Source organism: Bosea sp. 124 (genome assembly GCF_003046175.1).
Lineage (GTDB): Bacteria > Pseudomonadota > Alphaproteobacteria > Rhizobiales > Beijerinckiaceae > Allobosea.
In genome coordinates, this window is sequence record NZ_PZZM01000001.1 from 2449118 (window position 1) to 2469624 (window position 20507).

Annotated in this window: 20 protein-coding genes; 8 read left to right on the plus strand and 12 right to left on the minus strand. The window is 69.5% G+C overall.

Annotated elements, in window-relative coordinates:
- The first annotated feature begins 30 nt into the window (after positions 1-30).
- Positions 31-645, plus strand: a complete 615-nt coding sequence (locus C8D03_RS11540) for a GNAT family N-acetyltransferase (RefSeq protein WP_146170151.1) — start codon at positions 31-33, stop codon at positions 643-645.
- Between the two features lie 9 nt (positions 646-654).
- Here C8D03_RS11540 and C8D03_RS11545 read toward each other — a convergent pair whose 3' ends face one another.
- Positions 655-1338, minus strand: a complete 684-nt coding sequence (locus C8D03_RS11545) for an AprI/Inh family metalloprotease inhibitor (protein ID WP_465246440.1) — start codon at positions 1336-1338, stop codon at positions 655-657.
- Positions 1339-1549: 211 nt separating this feature from the next.
- Between C8D03_RS11545 and C8D03_RS11550 the strand changes: the two genes are divergently transcribed.
- Positions 1550-1963, plus strand: coding sequence for a RidA family protein (locus C8D03_RS11550; RefSeq protein ID WP_108046387.1), 414 nt, complete (start codon positions 1550-1552; stop codon positions 1961-1963).
- Positions 1964-2084: 121 nt separating this feature from the next.
- Here the strand turns inward: C8D03_RS11550 and acs are convergent, their stop codons facing one another.
- The 5 genes from acs to tsaD all read right to left on the minus strand — a co-directional run bounded on the left by acs (position 2085) and on the right by tsaD (position 7184).
- On the minus strand, positions 2085-4037 hold the full coding sequence (gene acs, locus C8D03_RS11555; protein WP_108046388.1) for an acetate--CoA ligase: 1953 nt from the start codon (positions 4035-4037) through the stop codon (positions 2085-2087).
- A gap of 243 nt (positions 4038-4280) precedes the next feature.
- The gene (locus C8D03_RS11560) at positions 4281-4688 is read right to left on the minus strand and encodes an EVE domain-containing protein (protein ID WP_108046389.1); all 408 of its coding nucleotides are present in this window, start codon (positions 4686-4688) and stop codon (positions 4281-4283) included.
- A gap of 75 nt (positions 4689-4763) precedes the next feature.
- Entirely contained in the window at positions 4764-5102 is a 339-nt protein-coding gene (locus tag C8D03_RS11565; RefSeq protein WP_108046390.1) for a hypothetical protein, read from the minus strand.
- A gap of 13 nt (positions 5103-5115) precedes the next feature.
- On the minus strand, positions 5116-6114 hold the full coding sequence (locus tag C8D03_RS11570) for an NAD(P)H-dependent glycerol-3-phosphate dehydrogenase (protein ID WP_108046391.1): 999 nt from the start codon (positions 6112-6114) through the stop codon (positions 5116-5118).
- Complete coding sequence (gene tsaD, locus C8D03_RS11575; protein ID WP_108046392.1) at positions 6111-7184, minus strand: tRNA (adenosine(37)-N6)-threonylcarbamoyltransferase complex transferase subunit TsaD; 1074 nt, start codon at positions 7182-7184, stop codon at positions 6111-6113. The genes C8D03_RS11570 and tsaD overlap by 4 nt, the downstream gene beginning before the upstream one ends.
- Positions 7185-7499: 315 nt before the next feature.
- Between tsaD and C8D03_RS11580 the strand changes: the two genes are divergently transcribed.
- The 4 genes from C8D03_RS11580 to rpoH all read left to right on the plus strand — a co-directional run bounded on the left by C8D03_RS11580 (position 7500) and on the right by rpoH (position 13557).
- Positions 7500-9503 (plus strand): uroporphyrinogen-III synthase, encoded by a 2004-nt coding sequence (locus C8D03_RS11580; RefSeq protein WP_181300903.1) that lies wholly within the window; start codon positions 7500-7502, stop codon positions 9501-9503.
- 17 nt (positions 9504-9520) lie between these two features.
- A complete protein-coding gene (locus C8D03_RS11585; RefSeq protein ID WP_108046394.1) occupies positions 9521-11224 on the plus strand; it encodes a heme biosynthesis protein HemY in 1704 nt (567 codons plus the stop codon).
- A 178-nt stretch (positions 11225-11402) separates the two neighbouring features.
- The gene (locus tag C8D03_RS11590) at positions 11403-12446 is read left to right on the plus strand and encodes an RluA family pseudouridine synthase (RefSeq protein WP_108046395.1); all 1044 of its coding nucleotides are present in this window, start codon (positions 11403-11405) and stop codon (positions 12444-12446) included.
- Between the two features lie 214 nt (positions 12447-12660).
- On the plus strand, positions 12661-13557 hold the full coding sequence (gene rpoH / locus C8D03_RS11595) for an RNA polymerase sigma factor RpoH (protein WP_108046396.1): 897 nt from the start codon (positions 12661-12663) through the stop codon (positions 13555-13557).
- Between the two features lie 60 nt (positions 13558-13617).
- Here the strand turns inward: rpoH and C8D03_RS11600 are convergent, their stop codons facing one another.
- Complete coding sequence (locus C8D03_RS11600) at positions 13618-14670, minus strand: DUF2125 domain-containing protein (RefSeq protein ID WP_181300905.1); 1053 nt, start codon at positions 14668-14670, stop codon at positions 13618-13620.
- Between the two features lie 197 nt (positions 14671-14867).
- Here C8D03_RS11600 and C8D03_RS11605 point away from each other — a divergent pair, with 197 nt between their 5' ends.
- Positions 14868-15428 (plus strand): gamma-glutamylcyclotransferase, encoded by a 561-nt coding sequence (locus tag C8D03_RS11605; RefSeq protein ID WP_108046398.1) that lies wholly within the window; start codon positions 14868-14870, stop codon positions 15426-15428.
- Positions 15429-15432: 4 nt separating this feature from the next.
- Here C8D03_RS11605 and C8D03_RS11610 read toward each other — a convergent pair whose 3' ends face one another.
- From C8D03_RS11610 to ftsE, 5 genes are all read right to left on the minus strand, one after another.
- Positions 15433-15867 (minus strand): hypothetical protein, encoded by a 435-nt coding sequence (locus tag C8D03_RS11610; protein WP_108046399.1) that lies wholly within the window; start codon positions 15865-15867, stop codon positions 15433-15435.
- A gap of 179 nt (positions 15868-16046) precedes the next feature.
- Complete coding sequence (locus C8D03_RS11615) at positions 16047-16808, minus strand: lysophospholipid acyltransferase family protein (protein WP_108046400.1); 762 nt, start codon at positions 16806-16808, stop codon at positions 16047-16049.
- 51 nt (positions 16809-16859) lie between these two features.
- On the minus strand, positions 16860-17654 hold the full coding sequence (locus C8D03_RS11620; RefSeq protein ID WP_181300907.1) for a YdcF family protein: 795 nt from the start codon (positions 17652-17654) through the stop codon (positions 16860-16862).
- 133 nt (positions 17655-17787) lie between these two features.
- Positions 17788-18762 carry a cell division protein FtsX gene (locus C8D03_RS11625; RefSeq protein ID WP_248308435.1) on the minus strand — a complete coding sequence of 325 codons (975 nt, stop codon included), beginning with the start codon at positions 18760-18762 and terminating at the stop codon, positions 17788-17790.
- Complete coding sequence (ftsE, locus tag C8D03_RS11630) at positions 18749-19408, minus strand: cell division ATP-binding protein FtsE (RefSeq protein WP_108046402.1); 660 nt, start codon at positions 19406-19408, stop codon at positions 18749-18751. Before ftsE ends, C8D03_RS11625 begins: the two co-directional genes overlap by 14 nt.
- Positions 19409-19640: 232 nt before the next feature.
- Between ftsE and C8D03_RS11635 the strand changes: the two genes are divergently transcribed.
- Entirely contained in the window at positions 19641-20438 is a 798-nt protein-coding gene (locus tag C8D03_RS11635) for a zinc-ribbon domain-containing protein (protein ID WP_181300909.1), read from the plus strand.
- Positions 20439-20507: the final 69 nt, after the last annotated feature.

A 20507-nucleotide genomic window follows, 5' to 3' on the forward strand; every position in this document is an offset into this window, starting at 1 on the left:
GCATCCAGCGCTGTTAGCAGGAGATGACAATTGGCTCGTTCCAAGAAGGCCGGCACAATGACCGGCCAAGGCGAAGTCCGCCGGCTGTGGCCCGCGGAGCGCGACCTTTTCAAGGCGCATCTGTTGAGACTCGACGACGTGACCCGTCGCGAGCGTTTCGGAACGGCCGTCAATGACGGCTTCCTCGAGAATTACGCGGTCACGACCTTCGGCGTCGGCGGGCTGGTCTATGCCTATATCGAGGATGGCGAGGTGCGGGGCGCCGCCGAATTGCGCGGGCTCGAGGACATCGTCGCGCAGACCGGCGAGGCCGCCTTCAGCGTCGAGAGGGAGTGGCGCCGGCGCGGCATCGGCGGGACCTTGTTCGGCCGGCTGATCACGGCGGCGCGCAATCGCGGCATCCGCACGCTTTACATGACCTGCCTGCCGGAAAACGCCGCGATGCGGCGGCTGGCGCGGAATTTCGAGGCCGATCTCGCGGGTGGCTATGCCGATGTCGAGGGCGTGATCGCGACCGGCGGCCCGACGCCTTTCACCATCCTCGACGAGGCGTTCGATACGGCGCGGGGCTTCGCGGCGATGGCGCTTTCGCTGCAGCGCCGCTTCTGGCGCCCGGCCTTCTTCGGCCGCTCGCTAGGGGCCTGAGCGGCAGCCCTACCGGCTGAGCGACAGGGCGGCGCCGGATTTGGTCACGGCGCCGTCCATCGCACCGCCGCTCGACGTGCGCAGCCGCGCCACCACCGTGCCGCCCTGCTGATAGAGATAGACCTCGCCGTCGCGGTAATCCCAGGCGGTGACCTTCTGCAGGTCGCGATTGGCGCAGCCGGCGGCGTTGGCGCGGTAGAGATCGAGTGCCGGCGCGCTCGACAACTGCACCTTGCAGGAGCTGCCGGTGGCTTCCTTGGCCGTCCAGTTGCCGATGACGCCGTCGCGCGAACTGACGGCGGGGCGCGCATTGTTCGCGCCGGCGCCGAGCGTGGCGATCGGGCCGCTGCCGCCGCGCAGCGTCGGGATGTCGCCGGTCTGCGATGTGGCGGGCGGCGGTGTCTGCTGCGGCATGCCGGTGGGGTTGGGGCTGTAGAAGGGGTCCTGCGGGGGCGGCAGGGCACCGGGCTGGGCCGCGGCGACCGGATATCCACCCGGCGGCGGCAGCGGTTCGGAGGTCACCGGCGCGGAGCTGATCGGCGGCGCCGAGGGCAGGCTCTGCTGCCCATAGGCGGGGGCCGGGCCAGGACCGCCGACAAAGCGCTGGGAACCGGCGCAGGCGGTCAGCGCCAGCAAAGGCAGCAGGCCGGCGGCCTTCCATGTCATGGCCATTGTCGCGGTCGTCTTGGTCATGATGCCTCGGTTCCGATCGATCTTGCGCTGCAGGCCCGGACAGGAGCCCGATTGCCCCTCATCAAGCCTAGACCAGCCCGGTGAACGTGACATGAGCGTGATCACCAGATGCGTCCATAGCCCAAGCCGTCGGGCTTGCGAACCCGCAGCGGACGATCTGGTTCCGGAACGGCTCCGAAGGCATAGTGGTATCGCCCTTCAGGAGATACCGATGACGCCGCCCGCTGTGATATTGCCCGCATTGACGCCGCTCGCCCCGCCCTCGATCGCCCGGCCCTTCGCGCGCTACAGCCATGGCATGGAGGTGCCGCCGGGGTACCGGCTGGTGGCCTGCTCGGGCCAGCTCGGGATCGGCGCCGACGGGACGATCCCCGAGGATGCGCGCGCGCAGGCCGATCTGTGCTTTGCCAACATCGCCGCGATCCTCGCCGAAGCGGGGATGACGCTGTCCGACATCGTGCGGATTAATGCCTATGTCACTGATCGCGCGCATATGAAGGGCTATATGGAGGCGCGCGACGCCCATGTCGCGACGCCGCCGCCGGCCTCGACGCTGATGATCGTCTCGGGTTTCACCCTGCCGGACTTCAAGGTCGAGATCGAGGTGCTGGCGGCGGCCTTGTGAGTCGGTGAGATGGTTGTCTGAACAACCACCTCCGTCATCCCGGACGCAGCGAAGCGGAACTCCGGGATGACGATCTGTTTCCGCGCCAGGATCACTCTGGCTCGGACGGGCCGCGCTTGCCTTAGCCCGCCTTGCGCTTGTTCTGGCGGTTCTCGATCAAATCGTCGACCACCGCCGGATCGGCCAGGGTCGAGGTGTCGCCGAGCGCGCCGAACTCGTCCTCGGCGATCTTGCGCAGGATGCGGCGCATGATCTTGCCGGAGCGCGTCTTGGGCAGGCCGGGCGCGAACTGGATCAGATCCGGCGAGGCGATCGGGCCGATCTCCTTGCGGACATAGGCGACGAGATCCTTGCGCAGCGCCTCGGTCGGCGTCTCGCCGGACATCAGCGTGACATAGGCGTAGATGCCCTGGCCCTTGATGTCGTGCGGATAGCCGACGACCGCGGCCTCCGAGACGGATGGATGCGCGACGAGAGCGGATTCGACCTCGGCCGTGCCCATGCGATGGCCGGAGACGTTGATGACGTCGTCGACGCGGCCGGTGATCCAGTAATAGCCGTCGGCATCGCGCCGGCAGCCGTCGCCGGTGAAATACTTGTTCGGATAGGTCGCGAAATAGGTCTCCTCGAAGCGCTTGTGGTCGCCATAGACCGTGCGCATCTGGCCGGGCCAGCTCTCGGCGATGACGAGGTTGCCCTCGCAGGCGCCTTCCAGGACCTTGCCTTCGGCATCGACGATCTCCGGCTTGACGCCGAAGAAGGGCCGCGTCGCCGAACCCGGCTTGAGCTTCGTCGCACCGGGCAGCGGCGTAATCAGGATGCCGCCGGTCTCGGTCTGCCACCAGGTGTCGACGATCGGGCAGCGCCTGTCGCCGACAACGCGGTGATACCACTCCCAGGCTTCCGGATTGATCGGCTCGCCGACCGAGCCGAGCAGGCGCAGCGACTTGCGCTTCGTCTTCCTCACCGGCTCCTCGCCGGCGCCCATCAGCGAGCGGATCGCGGTCGGCGCGGTGTAGAAGGTGTTGACCTTGTGCTTGTCGATGACGTCCCAGAAGCGCGAGATCGTCGGATAGGTCGGGATGCCCTCGAACATCAGCGTCGTCGCGCCGTTGGCGAGCGGCCCGTAGAGGATGTAGCTGTGGCCGGTGACCCAGCCGACATCGGCGGTGCACCAGTAGACGTCGCCGTCATGGTAGTCGAAGACGTATTGGTGGGTGATCGAGGTGTAGACCAGATAGCCCGCCGTGGTGTGCAGCACGCCCTTGGGCTTGCCGGTCGAGCCTGAGGTGTAGAGCAGGAAGAGCGGCTCCTCCGCCTTCAGCTCCGCCGGGGGGCAATGGCCCGAGGCCTTCGCCGCCTCGTCGTGATACCAGACGTCGCGGCCGTCCTGCATGGTGACATGGCCGCCGGTGCGCTTCACCACGATGACCGTGCCGATGCCGCCCTTCACCTTGGCGTCGGCGGCGTCGACATTCTTCTTCAGCGGCACGGCGCGGCCGCCGCGCAGGCCCTCATCGGCGGTGATGACGATCTTCGAATCGGAATCCTCGACGCGGCTCGCCAGCGAATCCGGCGAGAAGCCGCCGAACACCACCGAATGGATCGCGCCGATGCGGGCGCAGGCCAGCATCGCGTAAGCCGCCTCGGGGATCATCGGCAGGTAAATGGTGACACGGTCGCCCTTCTTGACGCCTCGCGCTTTCAGGACGTTCGCGAATTTGCAGACCTCGGTGTAGAGCTGGCCGTAGCTGATCTTCTTCGACTCGGAGGGGTCGTCGCCCTCCCAGATAATCGCGGTCTGTTTGGCACGCGTCGCAAGATGCCGGTCGATGCAGTTATAGGCGACGTTGGTGGTGCCGTCCTCGAACCACTTGATCGCGACCTTGCCGGGTTTGTAGCTGACGTTGCGGACCTTGCTGTAAGGCTTGAACCAGTCGATCCGCTTGCCCTGCTCGCCCCAGAACTTGTCCGGGTCCTTGATCGAGGCGGCGTACATCTTCTTGTACTTGGCGTCGTTCAGCCAGGCCTTCTTGGCCCAGGCGGCGGGCACGTCATAGATAATCTCGGTCATGGCAGGCGTCTCCCCAGACTTGGGCCGTGTTCATTGGGCCGTTTTCGTTGGGCCAAGTTGGCTTTTGCCAGGTTGCTTGGGCCAAATACCTCGGGCCGTGGATTCATCTTCCGGAACCGGGCCGGCGCAGCGCGCACGTCGCGTCCGTTCCTTGGAATGGCCGCATCATAAGGGCCGGGCGACCGGCGGCAAGCCGGTGCGGGCTCGCACTTTCGGGGTAGAGGGATGGTGCCTTGCGCGCCCTTACAGCCCGCCCATCTTGCAGACGATGTCCCATTCGTCGTCGGCGACCGGCTGGACCGAGAGCCTGAACGAGGTGACCAGCGACATCTTCGCGAGCTTCGGCTCGGCCTTGACCTGTGCCAAGGTCACCGGCTTCGGCAGCGGCTTGACCGCCCTGAAATCGACCAGCACCCAGGGCTCGCCCGGAATCCAGTTATAGGCTTCCCTGACGACCTCGACGATGCCGACGACCTCGAGGCCTTCGTTCGAATGGTAGAAGAAGACCTGCTCACCCTGCTTCATCGCCATCAGATGGAGCTTGGCGGTGTGGTTCTTGACCCCGTCCCAATGCGTACCCTTCGGGCCGGCCGCGACCTGCTGTTCCCAGGACCATTTCGAGGGTTCGGATTTGACGAGCCAGTGGGCCATGGGATGTCCGGACGATAGCGGGGTCGAAAATGAGTGGATTCGTCGATAGCGAATTCGCGCTTATCTGCCTACCGGCTATTCCCCGCCGGCTCCCTCATCGGCCTGCGGCACCGGCGGCTTCGAGGCCTCCGGCCCCTGCTCGTTCCAGAAGCGCACCATCTCGCGGGTCAGGGCGGCGTAGTCCTGCGGCTCGAGCTCGACTCGTACCTCGCCCTCGCCAAAGGGCAGGATCAGCACGAAGCGGTGCGTACCCTCCGCCCGGCGGCGGCGATGCTGGATCACGGGGCCGGCCGGCACGCGCCCGGCCAGCGCCACGGGCATGCTCTCGGCGACGAGCTCCGAGCCGGTCGTCTTGCGGACCTCGGCAATGCCCTTCGCCACCCGTTTCGTCAGATCAGACCAATCCCCGGCCATGCTCGATCTCCCTTTACAGTTCCGCGCGAAGCGGGCGGGCGAGCAGGCCCGTGACCGCGTCGCGCACGCCGCTGCTGCCCGCGATGATGGCCGAAACCGCTTCCGCGATCGGCATCTCCACGCCGCGGGCGCGGGCCATCTCCGCCAGGATCGAGGCGGTGAAGGCGCCTTCCGCGAGCGCGCCGCCGGCGGCGTCCGCGACGGTCCGCCCCTGCCCCAACGCCAGTCCGAAGGCGAAGTTGCGCGATTGCGGGGAGGCGCAGCTCAGGACAACGTCGCCAAGGCCCGACAGTCCCATCAGGGTCTCGCCCTGTGCGCCATAGGCCTGGCCGAAACGGCGGAGTTCCGCGAAGCCGCGCGCCACCAGTGCGGCGCGCGCGCTTTCGCCATAGCCCAGCCCGATCGCGATGCCGGCTGCGATGGCGAGCACGTTCTTGGCCGCGCCGCCGATCTCGACGCCGCGCGGGTCGGCGCTGTGATAGATGCGGAAGGCCGGCGAACTCAGCGCCTCGGCCAATGCCTGCGCGAGATCCGGATCGCCGGCTGCGAGGGTCACCGCCGTCGGCAGGCCGCGCCCGATATCGGCGGCGAAGCTGGGCCCCGACAGGATCGCCGGCAGCGAGCCGGGCCAGGACCGCGCGACGATCTCGGTCATGAACAGCCCGCTCGCCTGCTCGATGCCCTTGGCGGCCGAGATCACCGGCCGCCCCGGGGGCAGGACCGGCGCCAGCGCGTCGCAGGCCGCCCGCAGATTCTGCGCCGGGACGCTGACGATGAGCGCATCCGCTTCGGCGAGCGCCGCGAGCGACGCCGTCGGCGAGACCGCCTCCGGCAGGACGACGCCCGGCAGGCGCGGCGCCTGACGTGTGCGGCCGATCGCCGCGACCGTGGCCTCATCGCGCGCCCAGAGCAGGACATCGCGACCGGCCCGTGCCGCCGCGAGGGCCAGCGCCGCGCCATAGGCGCCGGCGCCGACGACGCCGATGGTCCGGAACGCCCCGACGGTGCTCATTCCTTATGCTGTTCTTCCGTGGCCGCCGCATCGCGCGGCCGGAGTTCGTCGAGCGGCCAGCGCGGCCGGGCGAGCGCGCCCATGTCGTCGACCATGCCGAGCCGCAGTCGTTCCAGCCCGGCCCAGGCGATCATCGCGCCATTGTCGCCGCAGAGCGGCAGCGGCGGCGCGACCATCGGCAGGCCGGCCTCGGTCGCGAGCCTGGTCAGGCCGCGCCGGATCGGCTGATTGGCGGCGACGCCGCCGGCGACGACCAGCGTCGAGGGCGTGATGCCGGCGGCGTTGCAGGCGCGCAGGCCCGCCCGCGTGCGGTCGACCAGCACATCGACGATCGCGGCCTGGAAGGAGGCGCAGAGATCGGCGACGTCCCGGTCCGAGAGCGGCGCGATGCGCTCGGCTACCAGCCTGACGGCGGTCTTGAGGCCCGACAACGAGAAATCGGGATTGGGCCGGCCCTGCATCGGGCGCGGGAAATCGAAGCGCTCGGGGTCGCCCTTCAGCGCCTCGCGCTCGACCGAGGGGCCGCCGGGATAGGCCAGGCCGAGCATCTTGGCGATCTTGTCGAAGGCTTCGCCGACGGCGTCGTCGATGGTGCCGCCGAGCTTGAGATAGTCGCCGACGCCGCGCACGGCCAAAAGCTGCGTATGCCCGCCCGAGACGAGCAGGAGCAGATAGGGGAAGGCGAGATCGTCCGTCAGCCGCGCCGTCAAGGCGTGAGCCTCGAGATGGTTGATCGCGATGAAGGGCCGGCCGGTGACCAGCGCGATCGCCTTGGCGGTGGTCAGGCCGACCATGACGCCGCCGACGAGACCCGGGCCCGCGGCGGCCGCGACCGCGTCGATATCGGCGGGTTTCATGCCGGCTGTCTCGAAAGCGCGGGCGACGACGCGGTCGATGGCCTCGACATGGGCGCGTGCGGCGATCTCCGGCACTACGCCGCCGAAGGCGGCATGGGCCGCGATCTGGCTCAGCACCTCGTTCGACAGGATTTTCACCTCGCCGGAGCGCTCGACCGACACGATCGCGGCCGCGGTCTCGTCACAGGTCGTCTCTATCCCCAGAACACGCATGATCGGTCGACAGGTCTCGGGAACGGGTGAAGGGGGCCGGGGCCGGCGGATGATCCTCCGGCGCTCTCGCACCGGAATGCCTCCGGTATAGTGCGCGAGCGCGCAGAAGGCCAAGGGCTCCGGGGAACTCGCATCTGCATCGCGGATTAGGGCAAGGGCGGTTCCGGACGACCGGGACCGCCGCATCATGGAAACATGCCGGCTTGCGCCGAGGCCCGCCACGCGGGATTGATGCGCAAGCCGCCACGTCGATGAAGCCGGCCTTTTCGAGAAGGTCCGCATGTCGACAAGGTCTGCATGCCGAAAGGAGATCGCATGCGCATTCTCGTGTTCCGCCCTCCGGCCGAGGCCGAGCGCACCGCCGCGGCGATCCGCGCGCGCGGCCATGATCCGGTCGTGGCGCCGCTGTTTGCGGTCTCGCGTCTGCCGGAGCCCGCGCCTCCGGGGCCGTTCTCGGCGCTGGTCTTGACCAGCGGCAACGCCGTTCCCGCCCTCGCTGATCTGCCGCCAGCCTGGCGGGATCTGCCAGTCTTTGCCGTCGGCGGGCGGACGGCCGCAAAGGTGCGCGAGGCTGGTTTCGAGGATGCACGCAGCGCCAACGGCAACCGCGACGACCTCGTCGCGCTGATTCGCGGCAACCTGACCGTGCCGGCGCGGCTCCTGCTGATCGCCGGGCGCGACCGGCACGAGGATGTCGGCGACAAGTTGATGGCGGCCGGCTTCGAGGTGGCTATCTGGGCCGCCTATGCGGCCGAGGCGGTCACGGCTTTTCCTGCTCATGCGAAGGCAGCCCTGCGCGATGGCGGCGTTGATGGCGCCCTGCATTATTCGGCACGGGGCGTGCGGACCTGCCTTTCGCTGGCGCGCGATGCTGGCGTGATGGAGCCGCTGCTCGACCTCACCCATGTCGCGCTGTCGGCGGATGTCGCGGGACCGCTGATCTCGGCCGGCGCGAGCACGGTGCTGGTCGCCGAACATCCGGAGGAGGCCGCTCTGCTGGCGGCGCTGGACCAAGTGTCCGCTCGCAATCGCCTCGGCGGGGATGTTAAAGAGGGCGCGGTCGCGCCGCCGGGCGTCGAGACGGACAAGGACGCGATGAACGATCCCGAGACGCCGAAGAGCCAGCCGAAGAGCCCGCTCGGCGGCACATCCGGCAGCAGGTCGGGCCGGACGCCTCCGACGATCGAACTGACGGCGCAGGAAGCCGCTGCCGCCGTCGCGGTGGAGGATACGTCCATCGGCAGTGAGCCGGGAGCGGCAACGCCGGCCGGGGCCGATGTGGCGCCGGAAGCGGTTTTGCCGACGGAGGCCCTGCCACAGGAATTCGCTGGCGCGGCCGCGGCGGGCGCAGGGTCTGCAACGGCCGACGATGCGCCGCCACCCGAGCCCGCCCGCTCGCGCCTGCCGGCGCTCGCCCTGGCCGGCCTCGTCGGTGGCGTGGTCGGTGCCGGCCTCGTCATGCTGGCGCTGAGCCGGACGACCCCTGCGGTCACGCCCGAGCAGATCGCCGGGCTGCAAAGCCGCCTCGACACGCTGCAAGGTGCCGCGACCGCGCTCGAGCGCAAGGCCGCGGCCGCCTCGGAGGCTGCCGCGAAGGCCGGAGCGGCCGCCCAGGCGGCCACGGTTCGCGTCAACGAGGTCGCGGGCGCGCAGGTTCCCGAGGCCAGCGCGATCGCGGGGCTGAACGCGCAGGCGCAGCGGGCGGAGGCCGCCGCCACTGCGGTCGGCCAACAGCTCGAACGCGCGGCGGCCCGTATCGGCACGGTCGAGACCCTGGCCAAGGCGGCTGCCGCGCCGAGTCCGCAGGCGCTGGCTGCGGCGCGCATCGTGCTGGCGGAGCGGGTCCAGTCCGCGCTCGCTGCCGGCCAGGCGTTCGCTGCCGATGTCGCGGCACTTGGCAAGGGCGGCGGGTCGCCGGAACAGCTCGCGGCCCTGAACGCCGTCGCCGCAACAGGCGCCCCGACGAAGGATGCGCTGCTCGTGCAATTGCGCAGCCACCGGGCGATGTTCGCGCGCGAGATCATGCCGGCTTCGGCCGGCTGGCAGGATCGGCTGCTCGGGCTCGCCAGCCGTGTCGTCAGCATCCGCCCCGTCGGCGATACCGGCGCGAACGATCCGGCGACGTTGCCGATGCGGCTCGAAAACGCCATTGCCAAGGGCGACATCGTTGCGGCCGCCGCTTTGTGGGGGCAGTTGCCCGAGCCGGCGCGGCGCGCCAGCGCCGATTTCGGCGGCGCCTTGCAGAAGCGGGCGGCGGCGGATGCGGCGATTGCGAAAATCGCGCAGGATGCAGTGGCCGCGCTCGGCGTGGCCGGCTGACGGAGGATTGAGGGTTCATGGTTCGCGTACTGCTCTATCTCGCCGTATTCGCCTGCCTCGCGGTCGGTGCTGTCTGGCTGGCCGACCGGCCGGGCGAGGTCTCCGTGCTCTGGCAGGGCTACCGGATCGAGACCAGCGTCGCGATCGGCGCCATCGGCGTGGTCGTGCTGGCCCTGCTGGCGATGCTGGCCTGGGGCTTGCTGCGCTTCGTGCTCGGCCTGCCCTCGGCTTTCAGCTTCGCCTCGCGGTCGCGGCGCCGGGCGCGCGGCTTTGAGGCGGTGTCGCGCGGCATGGTCGCCATCGGCGCAGGCGATCCGGTTGCGGCCGGCCGTCACGCTGTGGATGCGCGCCGCTTTGCCGGCGACGAGCCGCTGACGCTGCTGCTGGAGGCGCAAGCTGCCCAGCTCTCGGGCGATCGCGGCCGGGCGGAAGCCGCCTTCAAGACGATGCTCGACAAGCCGGAGACGCGGGTGCTCGGCCTGCGCGGCCTGTTCGTCGAGGCCAAGCGCCGTGGCGACATGGCCGCCGCGCGCGCCTTTGCCGACGATGCGGTGCGGCGCTCGCCCTCGCTCGCCTGGGCCAATGACGCGCTGCTCGATTTCCACACCAGCTCGGGTGACTGGCAGGCGGCCCGCACCGCCGTCGAGCGCCGCGCGGCGCTGCGTCTCGCCGAGAAGGCCGAGGCCAAGCGGCAGCGCGCGGTTCTGCTCGCGGCGGAAGCGCTGGAAGCGCGCGGCAGCGAGCCTGAGAAGGCGCTGGCGGCCGCCCTCGAAGCGGTCAAGCTCGCGCCCGGCCTGACGCCGGCCGCAGCCCTCGCCGGGCGGATGCTCGCCGAGCGCGGCGATGTCCGCAAGGCGGTGAAGCTGCTGGAGGCCGCCTGGAAGGAGGTCTCGCATCCCGACCTCGCCGCCGCCTATCTCGATGTCCGCCCGGGCGACAGCGCGCAGGACCGGCTGGCGCGGGCCACCACGCTGGCGAAGCTGCGGCCCTCCGACCCCGAAGGCGTGCTCGCGCTGGCGGGGGCCGCGATCCATGCGCGCGACTTCGCCAAGGCGCGCGAGACACTGAAGCCGCTGCTGGCCGGCGGTGCCTCGGTGCGCGTCTGCCTGCTGATGGCGGAACTCGAGGAGGCCGAGCACGGTGCGGCCGGCCGCGTCCGGGAATGGCTGTCGCGGGCGACACGCGCACCGCGCGATGCCGCCTGGGTGGCGGACGGGCTGGTCTCGGATAGCTGGATGCCGGTCTCGCCGATCTCCGGGCGGCTCGACGCCTTCGTCTGGACGGTGCCGCCGGCGACGCTCGGCAGCCATGCACCTGCGCTCGACGACGTGCTTGCCGATCTCGACGATTCGACCCCGCTGATCGAGGCCCGGGCCGAGGCGGTCGAGCCGGAGCCTGCCGTCACGGCGGTGGTCGCGCCACCTCCGCCTCCCGCGCCTCCGCCCCCTGCGGCTCCTGCGCCCGTCGTGGAACAGCCGAAGCCCGAGGCCGAGGCCAGCCCGGCGCCGCCGGCCGCGCCCGCGCCGGTCGCTGCGCCGGTGGCCGCCAGCGAGCCGAAGCCCGAACCGAAGAAGGCTGTGGCCGAGCCCGCGGCCGTGGTCGTGCCGGATGCACGCCCGAAGCCGGTGATCTTCCCGGTCGCGCATGCGCCCGACGATCCGGGCCCCGACGAGGTGCCCCCGGTCGAGGACAAGAAGGGCAAGTTCCGGCTCTTCGGCTGAGCTTTGCCATTGGATTGCCTGAACCTCTGCCGTCATCCCGCGCGACCGAAGGTCGTCCCGGGGTAACGGCGCGTTTTCGGCTGCACCCATCGCGGGCCGTGTCGTTGCGTTTCTGGTTTCCGCCCCTTCGACGTGAAAAGGCGTGCGGCTCTCCGCTGCGCGGCCTATAGCGTCGGGCATGACATCCGAAACGAACCTCGAAGCGGCGCCGGCCGGCGCCGGAATCACCCTGCATGTCGCAGCCGAACAGGCCGGCGAACGCCTCGACAAGGCGCTCGCGATGCTGGCCAGCGAGATTTCGCGGGCGCGGCTGCAGCAGGTCATCAAGGATGGTGGCGTGCGCCTCAACGGCGTCGTCGCCAGCGACGGCAAGCGCAAGGTCGTCGAGGGCGACGAGATCGCGCTCGTCATGCCGGCGGCGCGCCCGCCCGATCCGGTTGGCCAGGACATCCCGCTCGATGTCGTCTACGAGGACGAGCACCTGATCGTCATCGACAAGCCCGCCGGGCTCGTCGTGCATCCGGCCGGCGGGCATGAGGACGGCACGCTGGTCAACGCGCTGATCGCCCATTGCGGCGAGAGCCTTTCAGGCATCGGCGGCGTCCGCAGGCCCGGCATCGTGCACCGCCTCGACAAGGATACCAGCGGTTTGCTCGTCGTCGCGAAGAACGATCGCGCGCATCAGAAGCTCGCCAAGCAGTTCGCCGATCATGGCCGCACCGGGCCGCTGCAGCGCGCCTATTTCGCCATCGTCTGGGGCTTTCCACGCCGGGCGCATGGCACGATCACGACCCAGATCGAGCGCTCCAACAAGAACCGCGAGAAGATGATGGTGGTCGGCGAGGATCGCGGGCGCGAAGCGATCACCCACTACACCGTGGTGGAGCGCTATCCGCCGCTGCTGAAGGGTGGCGAGGAGACGGAGCCCCTGGCGAGCCTGGTCGAATGCCGGCTGGAGACCGGGCGCACCCACCAGATCCGCGTGCATATGAGCCATCTCGGCCATCCGCTGCTGGGCGACAAGCTCTACGGTTCCGGTTTCGCGACGAAGGCCGGCCGGCTGCCGGAGGCCGCACGAGAGGCGCTGGCGGCATTGGGACGCCAGGCGCTGCATGCGGCCGTGCTGGGTTTCGAGCATCCCACCACCGGCGAGGAGATGCTGTTTGAGTCGAAGCTGCCGGCCGAATTTGCAAATCTGCAAGCTGCGCTCGCGAGGCTGTGAGCCGATCTGGCTTCGTTGCCTAGTTTCCGCCAAGCTCTGTTGGCATATAGTGGCGGTCGGATGCGGATGGCCAAGGGGGCGCCGCACATGACCGGCCCGGCACGAACCCTCGACAGGTTCCCGCGTTGGGTCCGTTCATGACGTCCGAACCTGCGCGAAGGTTGATCGCGCGGTGGGTCTGCCGCGAAGCGGGGGCCCGACAAGGAGAACGAGCATGGCGAGTGCTTCGCTGCCCGTCCTGTCCGCCGAGGGCGGACTTTCACGCTACCTCGACGAGATTCGGAAGTTCCCGATGCTGGAGCCGAATCAGGAATTCATGCTGGCCAAGCGCTGGCGGGAGCATGGCGACCGCGAGGCGGCGCACAAGCTCGTCACGTCGCATCTACGGCTCGTCGCCAAGATCGCGATGGGCTATCGCGGCTACGGCCTGCCGATCGGCGAGGTCGTCTCGGAGGGCAATGTCGGCCTGATGCAGGCCGTCAAGCGCTTCGAGCCCGACAAGGGCTTCCGGCTGGCGACCTATGCGATGTGGTGGATCAAGGCCTCGATCCAAGAGTACATCCTGCGCTCCTGGTCGCTGGTGAAGATGGGCACCACGGCCAACCAGAAGAAGCTGTTCTTCAACCTGCGCAAGGCCAAGAGCAAGATCTCGGCACTGGGCGAGGGCGATCTGCGCCCGGACCAGGTGAAGCAGATCGCGACCAAGCTCGGCGTCAACGAGCAGGACGTCGTCGACATGAATCGCCGTCTGGGTGGCGATGCGTCGCTGAACACGCCGCTGCGTGAGGATGGCGACGGCGAGTGGCAGGACTGGCTGGTCGACGACAGCGAGAGCCAGGAGCGGCGCCTTGCGGATTCGGAGGAAGCCGACAACCGCCATTCGGCGCTGCGCGAGGCGCTGGAGGTGCTGAATCCGCGCGAGCGGCGCATCTTCGAGGCTCGCCGCTTGGCTGACGACCCGATCACGCTCGAGCAGCTCTCCGAGGAATTCGGGGTGTCGCGCGAGCGCGTCCGCCAGATCGAGGTGCGGGCCTTCGAAAAGGTGCAGGACGCGGTCAAGAAGGCGCTGGTGCGGATTGAATCTCCGCGTGCGGCGTTGCCGGCGGCGTAGCGGCTTGCCATCTCGCGAACGGCTCAGGGGCGCGGTTTCTCCGCGCCCCTTTTTCGTTGCTCAATAGAGCGCCGGCAGCGGCTGGAGCGGCAGGCGGATCGGGCCTAGATAGACGCGGCCCTCGCGCAGCACGATCGGCGGCAGAGCGGTCAGGCCCGGCGCCACGCCTGGCAGTTGTGCGCTCAGGCGCCCGCCGAGCAGGCCGCCGAGACCGGCCGCGATCCCGCCGACGGGCACACCCGCGATCTGCCGGATGCCCGCGAGCGACGCCTGAAGCTGGCCGGCTGGGCGATGGGTCTGGTCGATCAGGAACTGGCCGGTCGCCTCGATGCGGGCCGTACCCTTGACCGAGACCAGCCGCGTCACCTCGATCTGTCCGGCGGCATTGCGCCAGGCCTCGAGCGCGTCGGGGTTGAGGCCGATGCGGAAGGCTTCGCTCTGGGTCAGCGTGGCCTGGATGTCGACATCGCCGGGCTCGGTCGTGCCGAGCAGGGCATCGAGCGCGGGCAGGACAGAGCCCTTGGCGGTGATAGCGAGATCGACCGCCTGATCGGCCGCAGGCCGCGTCGGGTTGCGGCGCAGGTGGGCCTCAAGCGCCGTCGCCTGCCAGGTCTCGGGGCTGAGGCCCGGTGCGGTCAGACTGGCGCTGGGGGCCGTCAGCACCAGCGAGACCTGCTCTGGATCGCCGCTGCGATGCCTCAGGCTGGCTTCCAGCCTCGTCCAGGAGAGATCGAGTTTGCGGCCCTCGGGCAGGGTCGCCTGGAGCGGGCCGGTGATCTGGGCGATGACGAGGTTGGGCGTATAGATCTGCCCGACGGCCAGGGCTGGCCCGGTCTGGACCCTGACCTCCTCGCCCCAGCGGGCCGAGGCCAAGGCGAGCGCGCCGCAACGCAGCTCGACACGGAAGGGGAAGCCGGTGACCGCGCGGTCGGTGCAGGTCCAGCTCCGACCGAGCCCGGCCTCCTTCGCCAGCGCCGTGTCGATGGCATCGATCACGCGGCTGCGGACGACGAACCAGAAGCCGGTCCAGGCGAGGGCGGCCAGCGCCAGCAGCACGAAGGGGGCGTAGAGCCAGGCGCGACTACGGCGGCGGCCGGAAGCGGTATCGGTCATGCGGTGGCGGTCCATTGCGTTCAGGTTGTCGCATTGCTCCGGCGAAAAACCGGTTCCCACTTTTTCGCGCAATGCTGTAGGCCGGGAGATTGTTAGCTCCCGCAGGATAGGGGCGCCAGCCGGGTGGCGCGGGCGGTGCCGGACATCAAGCAGGCCGGCGGGGCCAAATTGTGGGGCGTGCGGGTTTTGGGAGCGACATGACGTCCGTATTCGGCGAAAACGAGCTCTGGGTTTTCGGTTACGGCTCGCTGATCTGGCGGCCCGGCTTCGATTTCGAGGAGAGCAGTCCGGCGCGGCTGCATGGCTACCATCGGTCGCTGTGCATCTTCTCGCATGTGCATCGCGGCACGCCGGAGCGGCCGGGGCTGGTGCTCGGCCTTGATCGCGGCGGCGTCTGCCGGGGGCTCGCCTTTCGCGTCGCAGCCAGGCGGGCGCAGGAGACGGTGGATTATTTGCGGGCCCGCGAGCAGGCGACGGCGGTCTATCTCGAACGCCAGATGCCGGTGCGCCTCGATGACGGCCGGAGCGTCACGGCGCTGGTCTATGTCGCCGACCGCAAGCACCTGCAATATGCCGGCCGACTGCCGCGCGAGCAGCAGCTCGCACTGGTGCGCCATGGCCGGGGCAGCTCGGGCGAGAACCCGGATTACGTCCTGCTGACCGACGAGCATCTGCGCAAGATGGGCATCTACGATCCCGTTCTGGCCGGGCTGGCGCAGGCGCTGGCGCCTGGAGCGGCCCCGCGCCCGAAGCCTTGAGGCCTCAGACCTCGGGCATCAGGTCGAGCAGCGCGGCGCGGCGGCTGATGCCGTCCTCGGCCAGGAGATGGACATGGATCTCGCTGGCCCCGGCCTGGGTGACGGCCTGCTGCCAGCGCGTCAGCGCGGCCTCGATGCCGAGGGGGCCGCTGTCACGGGCCGCCAGGATGCGTCTTTCGCCCGAGACGGCTAGCAGGATCGCGTCGGTGAAGCCGAGCGCGTGCCCGTCGCCGATCGCGAAGATCGAGGCGACATAGCGCCGGCCGGAACGTCCGCGCCAGGCGGTGAAGCGGCGCTCACCGAGCCCGGCGGTGCTGCGCATGGGTAATTCCCGCGCCGCCTGGACTGGTTCGTCCTCGCCAAAGCGCGTCTCGGTGAAGAGATCGCTCTGCCGCGACGCGCTGCGGTGATCCTGGTGTCGATAGGCGAGAGCGGCCATATCGTTCCTCCTTTGTTCTGAAGACAAAATGAGAACGAAGGCGCTGCGAGTCAAGAGCCGCGATGGGGGCCTGGCTGTGCGGGGATCGGACCTGCTGCCGCCTTATGTCAGCAGTCTCGCCGAACGCATCGTGTCCGGGGACCGATCAGGCCAGGCGAGGATCAGGTCTTGGCCCAGGATCAGGTCTTGGCGAGCGGGTCCAGCCCCAGTTGCGCCAGCTCGGCGCGGCCCTGCGCCAGCAGCCGATCGCTCTCCGTCTCGATCCGCTCCTGCAGGAGCTTCTGGAAAGCGGCTTTGTCCAGCCCTGCCGGGATCGGTGGCAGGATTTCGAGGCGGATCGTGCCGGGCCGACGCAGGAATTTGCGGCGCGGCCAGTAGAGGCCGGAATTCAGCGCGACCGGCAGGCAGGGCAGGCCAAGCTCGGCATAGAGATGGGCGACGCCGAACTTGTAGGCCGGCGGGGCGCCGGGGGCTCGGCGGGTGCCCTCGGGGAAGATCAGAAGCTGGCGGCCGTTGTCGCGGAGCTCGGTCTTGGCGCGGCGCGTGACCTGGGCCAGGGCGCGGGCCTTGCCGCCGCGATCGACCGGAATCATCCTGAACTTGTGCAGGCACCAGCCGAAGAAGGGAATCCAGATCAGTTCGCGCTTCAGGATGAAGATCGGGTCCTTGAAGAGCATCATCATCACGAAGGTTTCCCAGAAGGACTGGTGCTTCGCGGCGACGATCAGCCCTCCGGGCGGAATGTTCTCCCGGCCACGGATCTCGTAATCCGTGCCGGCGACAACCCGCATCAGCCAGAGCGCGGTCGTGGCCCAGGCGACCGTGACCGCGAGCAGCGCGCGCCGCGGCAGCAGCAACGCCGGAAAGGCCCCGAAGACCAGCCAGAGGGCGAGGTTCACGTAGAACAGGATGTTGAAGACGAGCGAGCGCAGGATCAGCATGGCGCGCAAAGACCTTGCCGTTCCTCCGCCGTCAAGCGCTCCCGGGCGATGTCAGCCGTCCTGGCCGCCGTTTTTCAACTGGCTGCGTCTTTCCTGCTCGGGTCCCATCTGCTCGGCGGGCTTCGACGAGACCGGCTTGCGACCGCCGATGATGACCGAGAGCCGCGAGGTCTCGGGGTCGCTCTCGACAATGCTGCGCAGGCGTGCCGCGAGGTATTTGGCGTATTCGGGCATGAGCACCTTCACGGTGCTCCAGCGGTTCCACCAGCCCGCGGTGTCGATCTGGTCCGTCACCACCGGATGGGGAACGAGGCGAATCCCGGGCATCGCATGGGCGAATTCCGCGATCGTACGCGGCATGTGGTAGTTCGAGGTGACGACGAGGAGCGAGCGGAAGCCGTGGCTGCGCACCCAGCGGCGCGCTTCGATGGCGTTGCCGATGGTGTTGCGGGCGCGATAGTCGAGATCGACGCAGCAGGCGAGGAGTTCGCGCGACGAGGGATTGAGCTTGGCCAGTTCCTCGCGGCTGGTCTTCTCGTTGACGCCGCTGATCAGGAGGCGAGACCCCCTCTCGGCGCCGAGCAGGCCGATGGCGTCGCCGACGCGCTGCGAGCCGCCGGTGACGACGACGATAGCGTCAGTGCGAGGCACGGCAACCGGCTCGCGGCTGACGATGCCGGAGGCGAAGCGGAGATAGCCGCAACCGAACACGACCAGCGCGGCGGTCGACAGCACGAGCGCAGCCCAGAATGCGACGCGCGCGAGGCTCACGCGCCGAGCGGCAACAGCGGCCGGGTTCGGGTTGCGCGCGGCATAGGCCAGTTCCTCGTGCCGGGTACCGATCATCGCCATGATATCCTGAGGATATCGCGGCAATCGGGCATAACCGCGGCAGCGCGGGTGCGGCCGAGACGGCGCGCCGCCTGCGCGCCGGAGCGGGACGCCCGCGGGCCTCTGCCCGGATTCACGCGGATCGACATCAGGCTGCCCCCCAGGCCAGCACGCGCAGATAATGCCTGACGGTGAAGCGCGATACGAGCCCCGATATCGCAGCCACGACCACCGCCACGAGAATGACCGCGACATAGCCGGACCAGCCGATCTCGAAGGCCCCAAACATTGCCTGGAGCTGCTCGGCCTCGGGCGCGCTGCTCCAGCGCGAGGACAGCCAGCCCAGCAGGGCGATGACGACGATGGCGGCGAAGCCGCCGACAGCGCCGCCCCTGAGGCCCAGCCTGACGAAGCGGCTCTGGAACTCGCGTGCGATGAAGGCGTCGTCGGCGCCGACGAGATGCAGCACCTCGACGCTGTCGCGGCTGCCGGCCATGGCGCCGCGCGTGGCGAAGGCGACCGCCAGCGCCGCCGCGATCAGCACCAGAAACACGATTGCGGCGCCCGACAAAATGATGGTGCTCGCCATGGTCGAAAGCCGGCGGACCCAGAGGCGGTGATCGTCGAGGATCGCGGTCGGAACCTCGCGCCGCAATGCCGCGCCGAAGGCGGCCAGATCCGGCCCCTTGCCCGGGCGGAGCTTCAGCACGATCAGCCGCGGCACCGGCAGTTCGACGAGATCGAGCCCCGTGCCGAGCCAGGGTTCGAGCAGCTTGTCGGATTCGGCCCGCGGCACCGCGCGGACCGCCTCGATGCCGTCGACGGCCTGGGCCATCGCGACCGCACGCGCGATGTCGGCCTCGATGTTGCGGCGCGAATCCGGGCGGATCTGGATCGTCATCTCGTTGGCGACCGCGCCGCGCCACTGCTCGGAGGCGCGCGCCGCGAGCACGGCTGCGCCCGCGCTCAGCGCCGCGAGAAAGGTCAGGATCGCGATCACCGCCATCAGGGCGCGGCCGGCGACCGAATCGACCGGGACCAGCGGCTGGTCGCGCCGCAGATTGCTCGGCAGCGCGCGCTCCTCGCGCTCGACCTCCCGGCTGCCGGGCTCATGCATCGACATGGAGATGGCCGTCGGCGAGGACGAGGCGCGGTGCGTCGTAGAGCTCCATCAGGCCGAGGTCGTGCGTCGCGATGACGACCGCGGTGCCGAGCGACTGCAGCTCCATGAAAAGGCGCAGCAGGCGGCGGCCGAGACCGGGATCGACATTGCCGGTCGGCTCGTCGGCAAGCAGCAGCTCGGGCCGCCCGATCAGCGCGCGGGCGATGGCCGCGCGCTGCTTCTCGCCGCCCGACAGCACGGGCGGGACGGCATGCATGCGCTCGCCCAGACCGACCCAGCGCAGGAGCTCGACGACCTCGGCGCGATAGCTCGCCTCCTCCTTGCCGAGCACGCGCAGGGGCAGTGCGACGTTCTCGTAAAGGGTGAGATGGTCGAGCAGCCGGAAATCCTGGAAGACCACGCCCATGCGGCGGCGGAAGGCCGTCAGCGTCGCGGCATCGAGGCGCGAGACGTCCTGTCCGAAGAGGTTGACCAGGCCGCGGGTCGGCTTCAGCGCCATCAGGACGAGGCGCATCAGGGTCGTCTTGCCGGCGCCGGAGGGCCCGGTGAGATACTGAAACGAGCGCGGTGCGATGCTGAAGTTGATGTCCTTCAGCACCTCCGGGCCCATGCCGTATCGCAGGCCGACATTCTCGAAGCGAACCAATCCCAGCTTCCCCGTCCAGGCCGCGAATCTCTGCGACCGATCCTACACCTGTTGCGCGGCCTCCCGGAAAGCCGGCGCGGAAATGGCAGCATGCAGGAGAGTTCTTCACGCGGCGTTAACCATAAGCCATGCCAATAAGAACGCATTCGCGGCGCCGGAAAAGCCTCCGCGACGACGTCCGCGCCTATGCGAACCGCAGCCCGCCACGCCAGGGAGCCTTCCGGCGACCGCCATGCTCATCGTCTGCCCCTCCTGCGCCAGCCGCTACGAACTCGACGGGGCCAAGCTCGGTCCCGAGGGCCGCAAGGTGCGGTGCGCCAGTTGCCAGACCCTGTGGCACGTCGCCCCGGAGCCGGAGATTCCGGACATTCCTTCGGCCGAGGAGACGCAGGCGCTGCTCAACGACGAACTGGCGCAGGCCGCGGCGATCGAGGCGCAGGTTTCGGCCCTGACGGCCGAGCGCGGCGACGAGGCCGAGGCCGAGGCGGAGCCAGAGCCCGTCGCGCCTCCGGTCCGCAGCAAGCGCGGCCTTCGCCCGGGTACCCGCAAGGTGCGGCCGAACGGCAAAAAGGTACGGGCCGGTGCGGTTGCGGTTGCCGCGGCACTCTCTCTCGCGGGGGTCGCCTTGCTCGGCCTGCTGGTCTGGCAGCGCGACCGGGCCGTCGGTGTGGCGCCGCAGCTCGCCTCCGTCTTCGAAACGCTGGGATTTTCGGTGAATGTCCGCGGCCTTAGACTGAGTTCGGTCGAGAGCGGGCTGGTCGAGGACATCGCCGGCCGCTTCCTCGTGGTCGAGGGCGACGTCACCAACATCACCAAGGGCAACGCCCGAGTGCCGCCGATCGAGGTCGCGGTGAAGGATGCGGCCGGGCAGACGCTCTATAGCTGGAAGACCGATCCGCCGCGCAGCGAGCTCGAGCCGTCCGTGCTGATGCGCTTCCGGGCCAGGCTTGCGGCGCCCCCGGTGACCGGGCAATCGGTGCTGGTGCGCTTCGCGGGCGCCGGGCCGGCTGGCGCCGGGAGCACGCACTGACGCGGCCGACCCGCCCGGCAGTGCGGCATTCGGCGCACGGCCCTATCCAGTTCCGTTCAGGCACTCTAA

Excerpts from the sequence above, each read along its gene's own strand:
- C8D03_RS11545 (WP_465246440.1), bottom strand. The coding sequence starts at position 1,338 with ATGACCAAGACGACCGCGACAATGGCCATGACATGGAAGGCCGCCGGC.
- C8D03_RS11550 (WP_108046387.1), top strand. The coding sequence starts at position 1,550 with ATGACGCCGCCCGCTGTGATATTGCCCGCATTGACGCCGCTCGCCCCG.
- acs (WP_108046388.1), bottom strand. The coding sequence starts at position 4,037 with ATGACCGAGATTATCTATGACGTGCCCGCCGCCTGGGCCAAGAAGGCC.
- C8D03_RS11560 (WP_108046389.1), bottom strand. The coding sequence starts at position 4,688 with ATGGCCCACTGGCTCGTCAAATCCGAACCCTCGAAATGGTCCTGGGAA.
- C8D03_RS11565 (WP_108046390.1), bottom strand. The coding sequence starts at position 5,102 with ATGGCCGGGGATTGGTCTGATCTGACGAAACGGGTGGCGAAGGGCATT.
- C8D03_RS11570 (WP_108046391.1), bottom strand. The coding sequence starts at position 6,114 with ATGAGCACCGTCGGGGCGTTCCGGACCATCGGCGTCGTCGGCGCCGGC.
- tsaD (WP_108046392.1), bottom strand. The coding sequence starts at position 7,184 with ATGCGTGTTCTGGGGATAGAGACGACCTGTGACGAGACCGCGGCCGCG.
- C8D03_RS11580 (WP_181300903.1), top strand. The coding sequence starts at position 7,500 with ATGCGCATTCTCGTGTTCCGCCCTCCGGCCGAGGCCGAGCGCACCGCC.
- C8D03_RS11585 (WP_108046394.1), top strand. The coding sequence starts at position 9,521 with ATGGTTCGCGTACTGCTCTATCTCGCCGTATTCGCCTGCCTCGCGGTC.
- C8D03_RS11590 (WP_108046395.1), top strand. The coding sequence starts at position 11,403 with ATGACATCCGAAACGAACCTCGAAGCGGCGCCGGCCGGCGCCGGAATC.
- rpoH (WP_108046396.1), top strand. The coding sequence starts at position 12,661 with ATGGCGAGTGCTTCGCTGCCCGTCCTGTCCGCCGAGGGCGGACTTTCA.
- C8D03_RS11600 (WP_181300905.1), bottom strand. The coding sequence starts at position 14,670 with ATGACCGATACCGCTTCCGGCCGCCGCCGTAGTCGCGCCTGGCTCTAC.
- C8D03_RS11605 (WP_108046398.1), top strand. The coding sequence starts at position 14,868 with ATGACGTCCGTATTCGGCGAAAACGAGCTCTGGGTTTTCGGTTACGGC.
- C8D03_RS11610 (WP_108046399.1), bottom strand. The coding sequence starts at position 15,867 with ATGGCCGCTCTCGCCTATCGACACCAGGATCACCGCAGCGCGTCGCGG.
- C8D03_RS11615 (WP_108046400.1), bottom strand. The coding sequence starts at position 16,808 with ATGCTGATCCTGCGCTCGCTCGTCTTCAACATCCTGTTCTACGTGAAC.
- C8D03_RS11620 (WP_181300907.1), bottom strand. The coding sequence starts at position 17,654 with ATGATCGGTACCCGGCACGAGGAACTGGCCTATGCCGCGCGCAACCCG.
- C8D03_RS11625 (WP_248308435.1), bottom strand. The coding sequence starts at position 18,762 with ATGTCGATGCATGAGCCCGGCAGCCGGGAGGTCGAGCGCGAGGAGCGC.
- C8D03_RS11635 (WP_181300909.1), top strand. The coding sequence starts at position 19,641 with ATGCTCATCGTCTGCCCCTCCTGCGCCAGCCGCTACGAACTCGACGGG.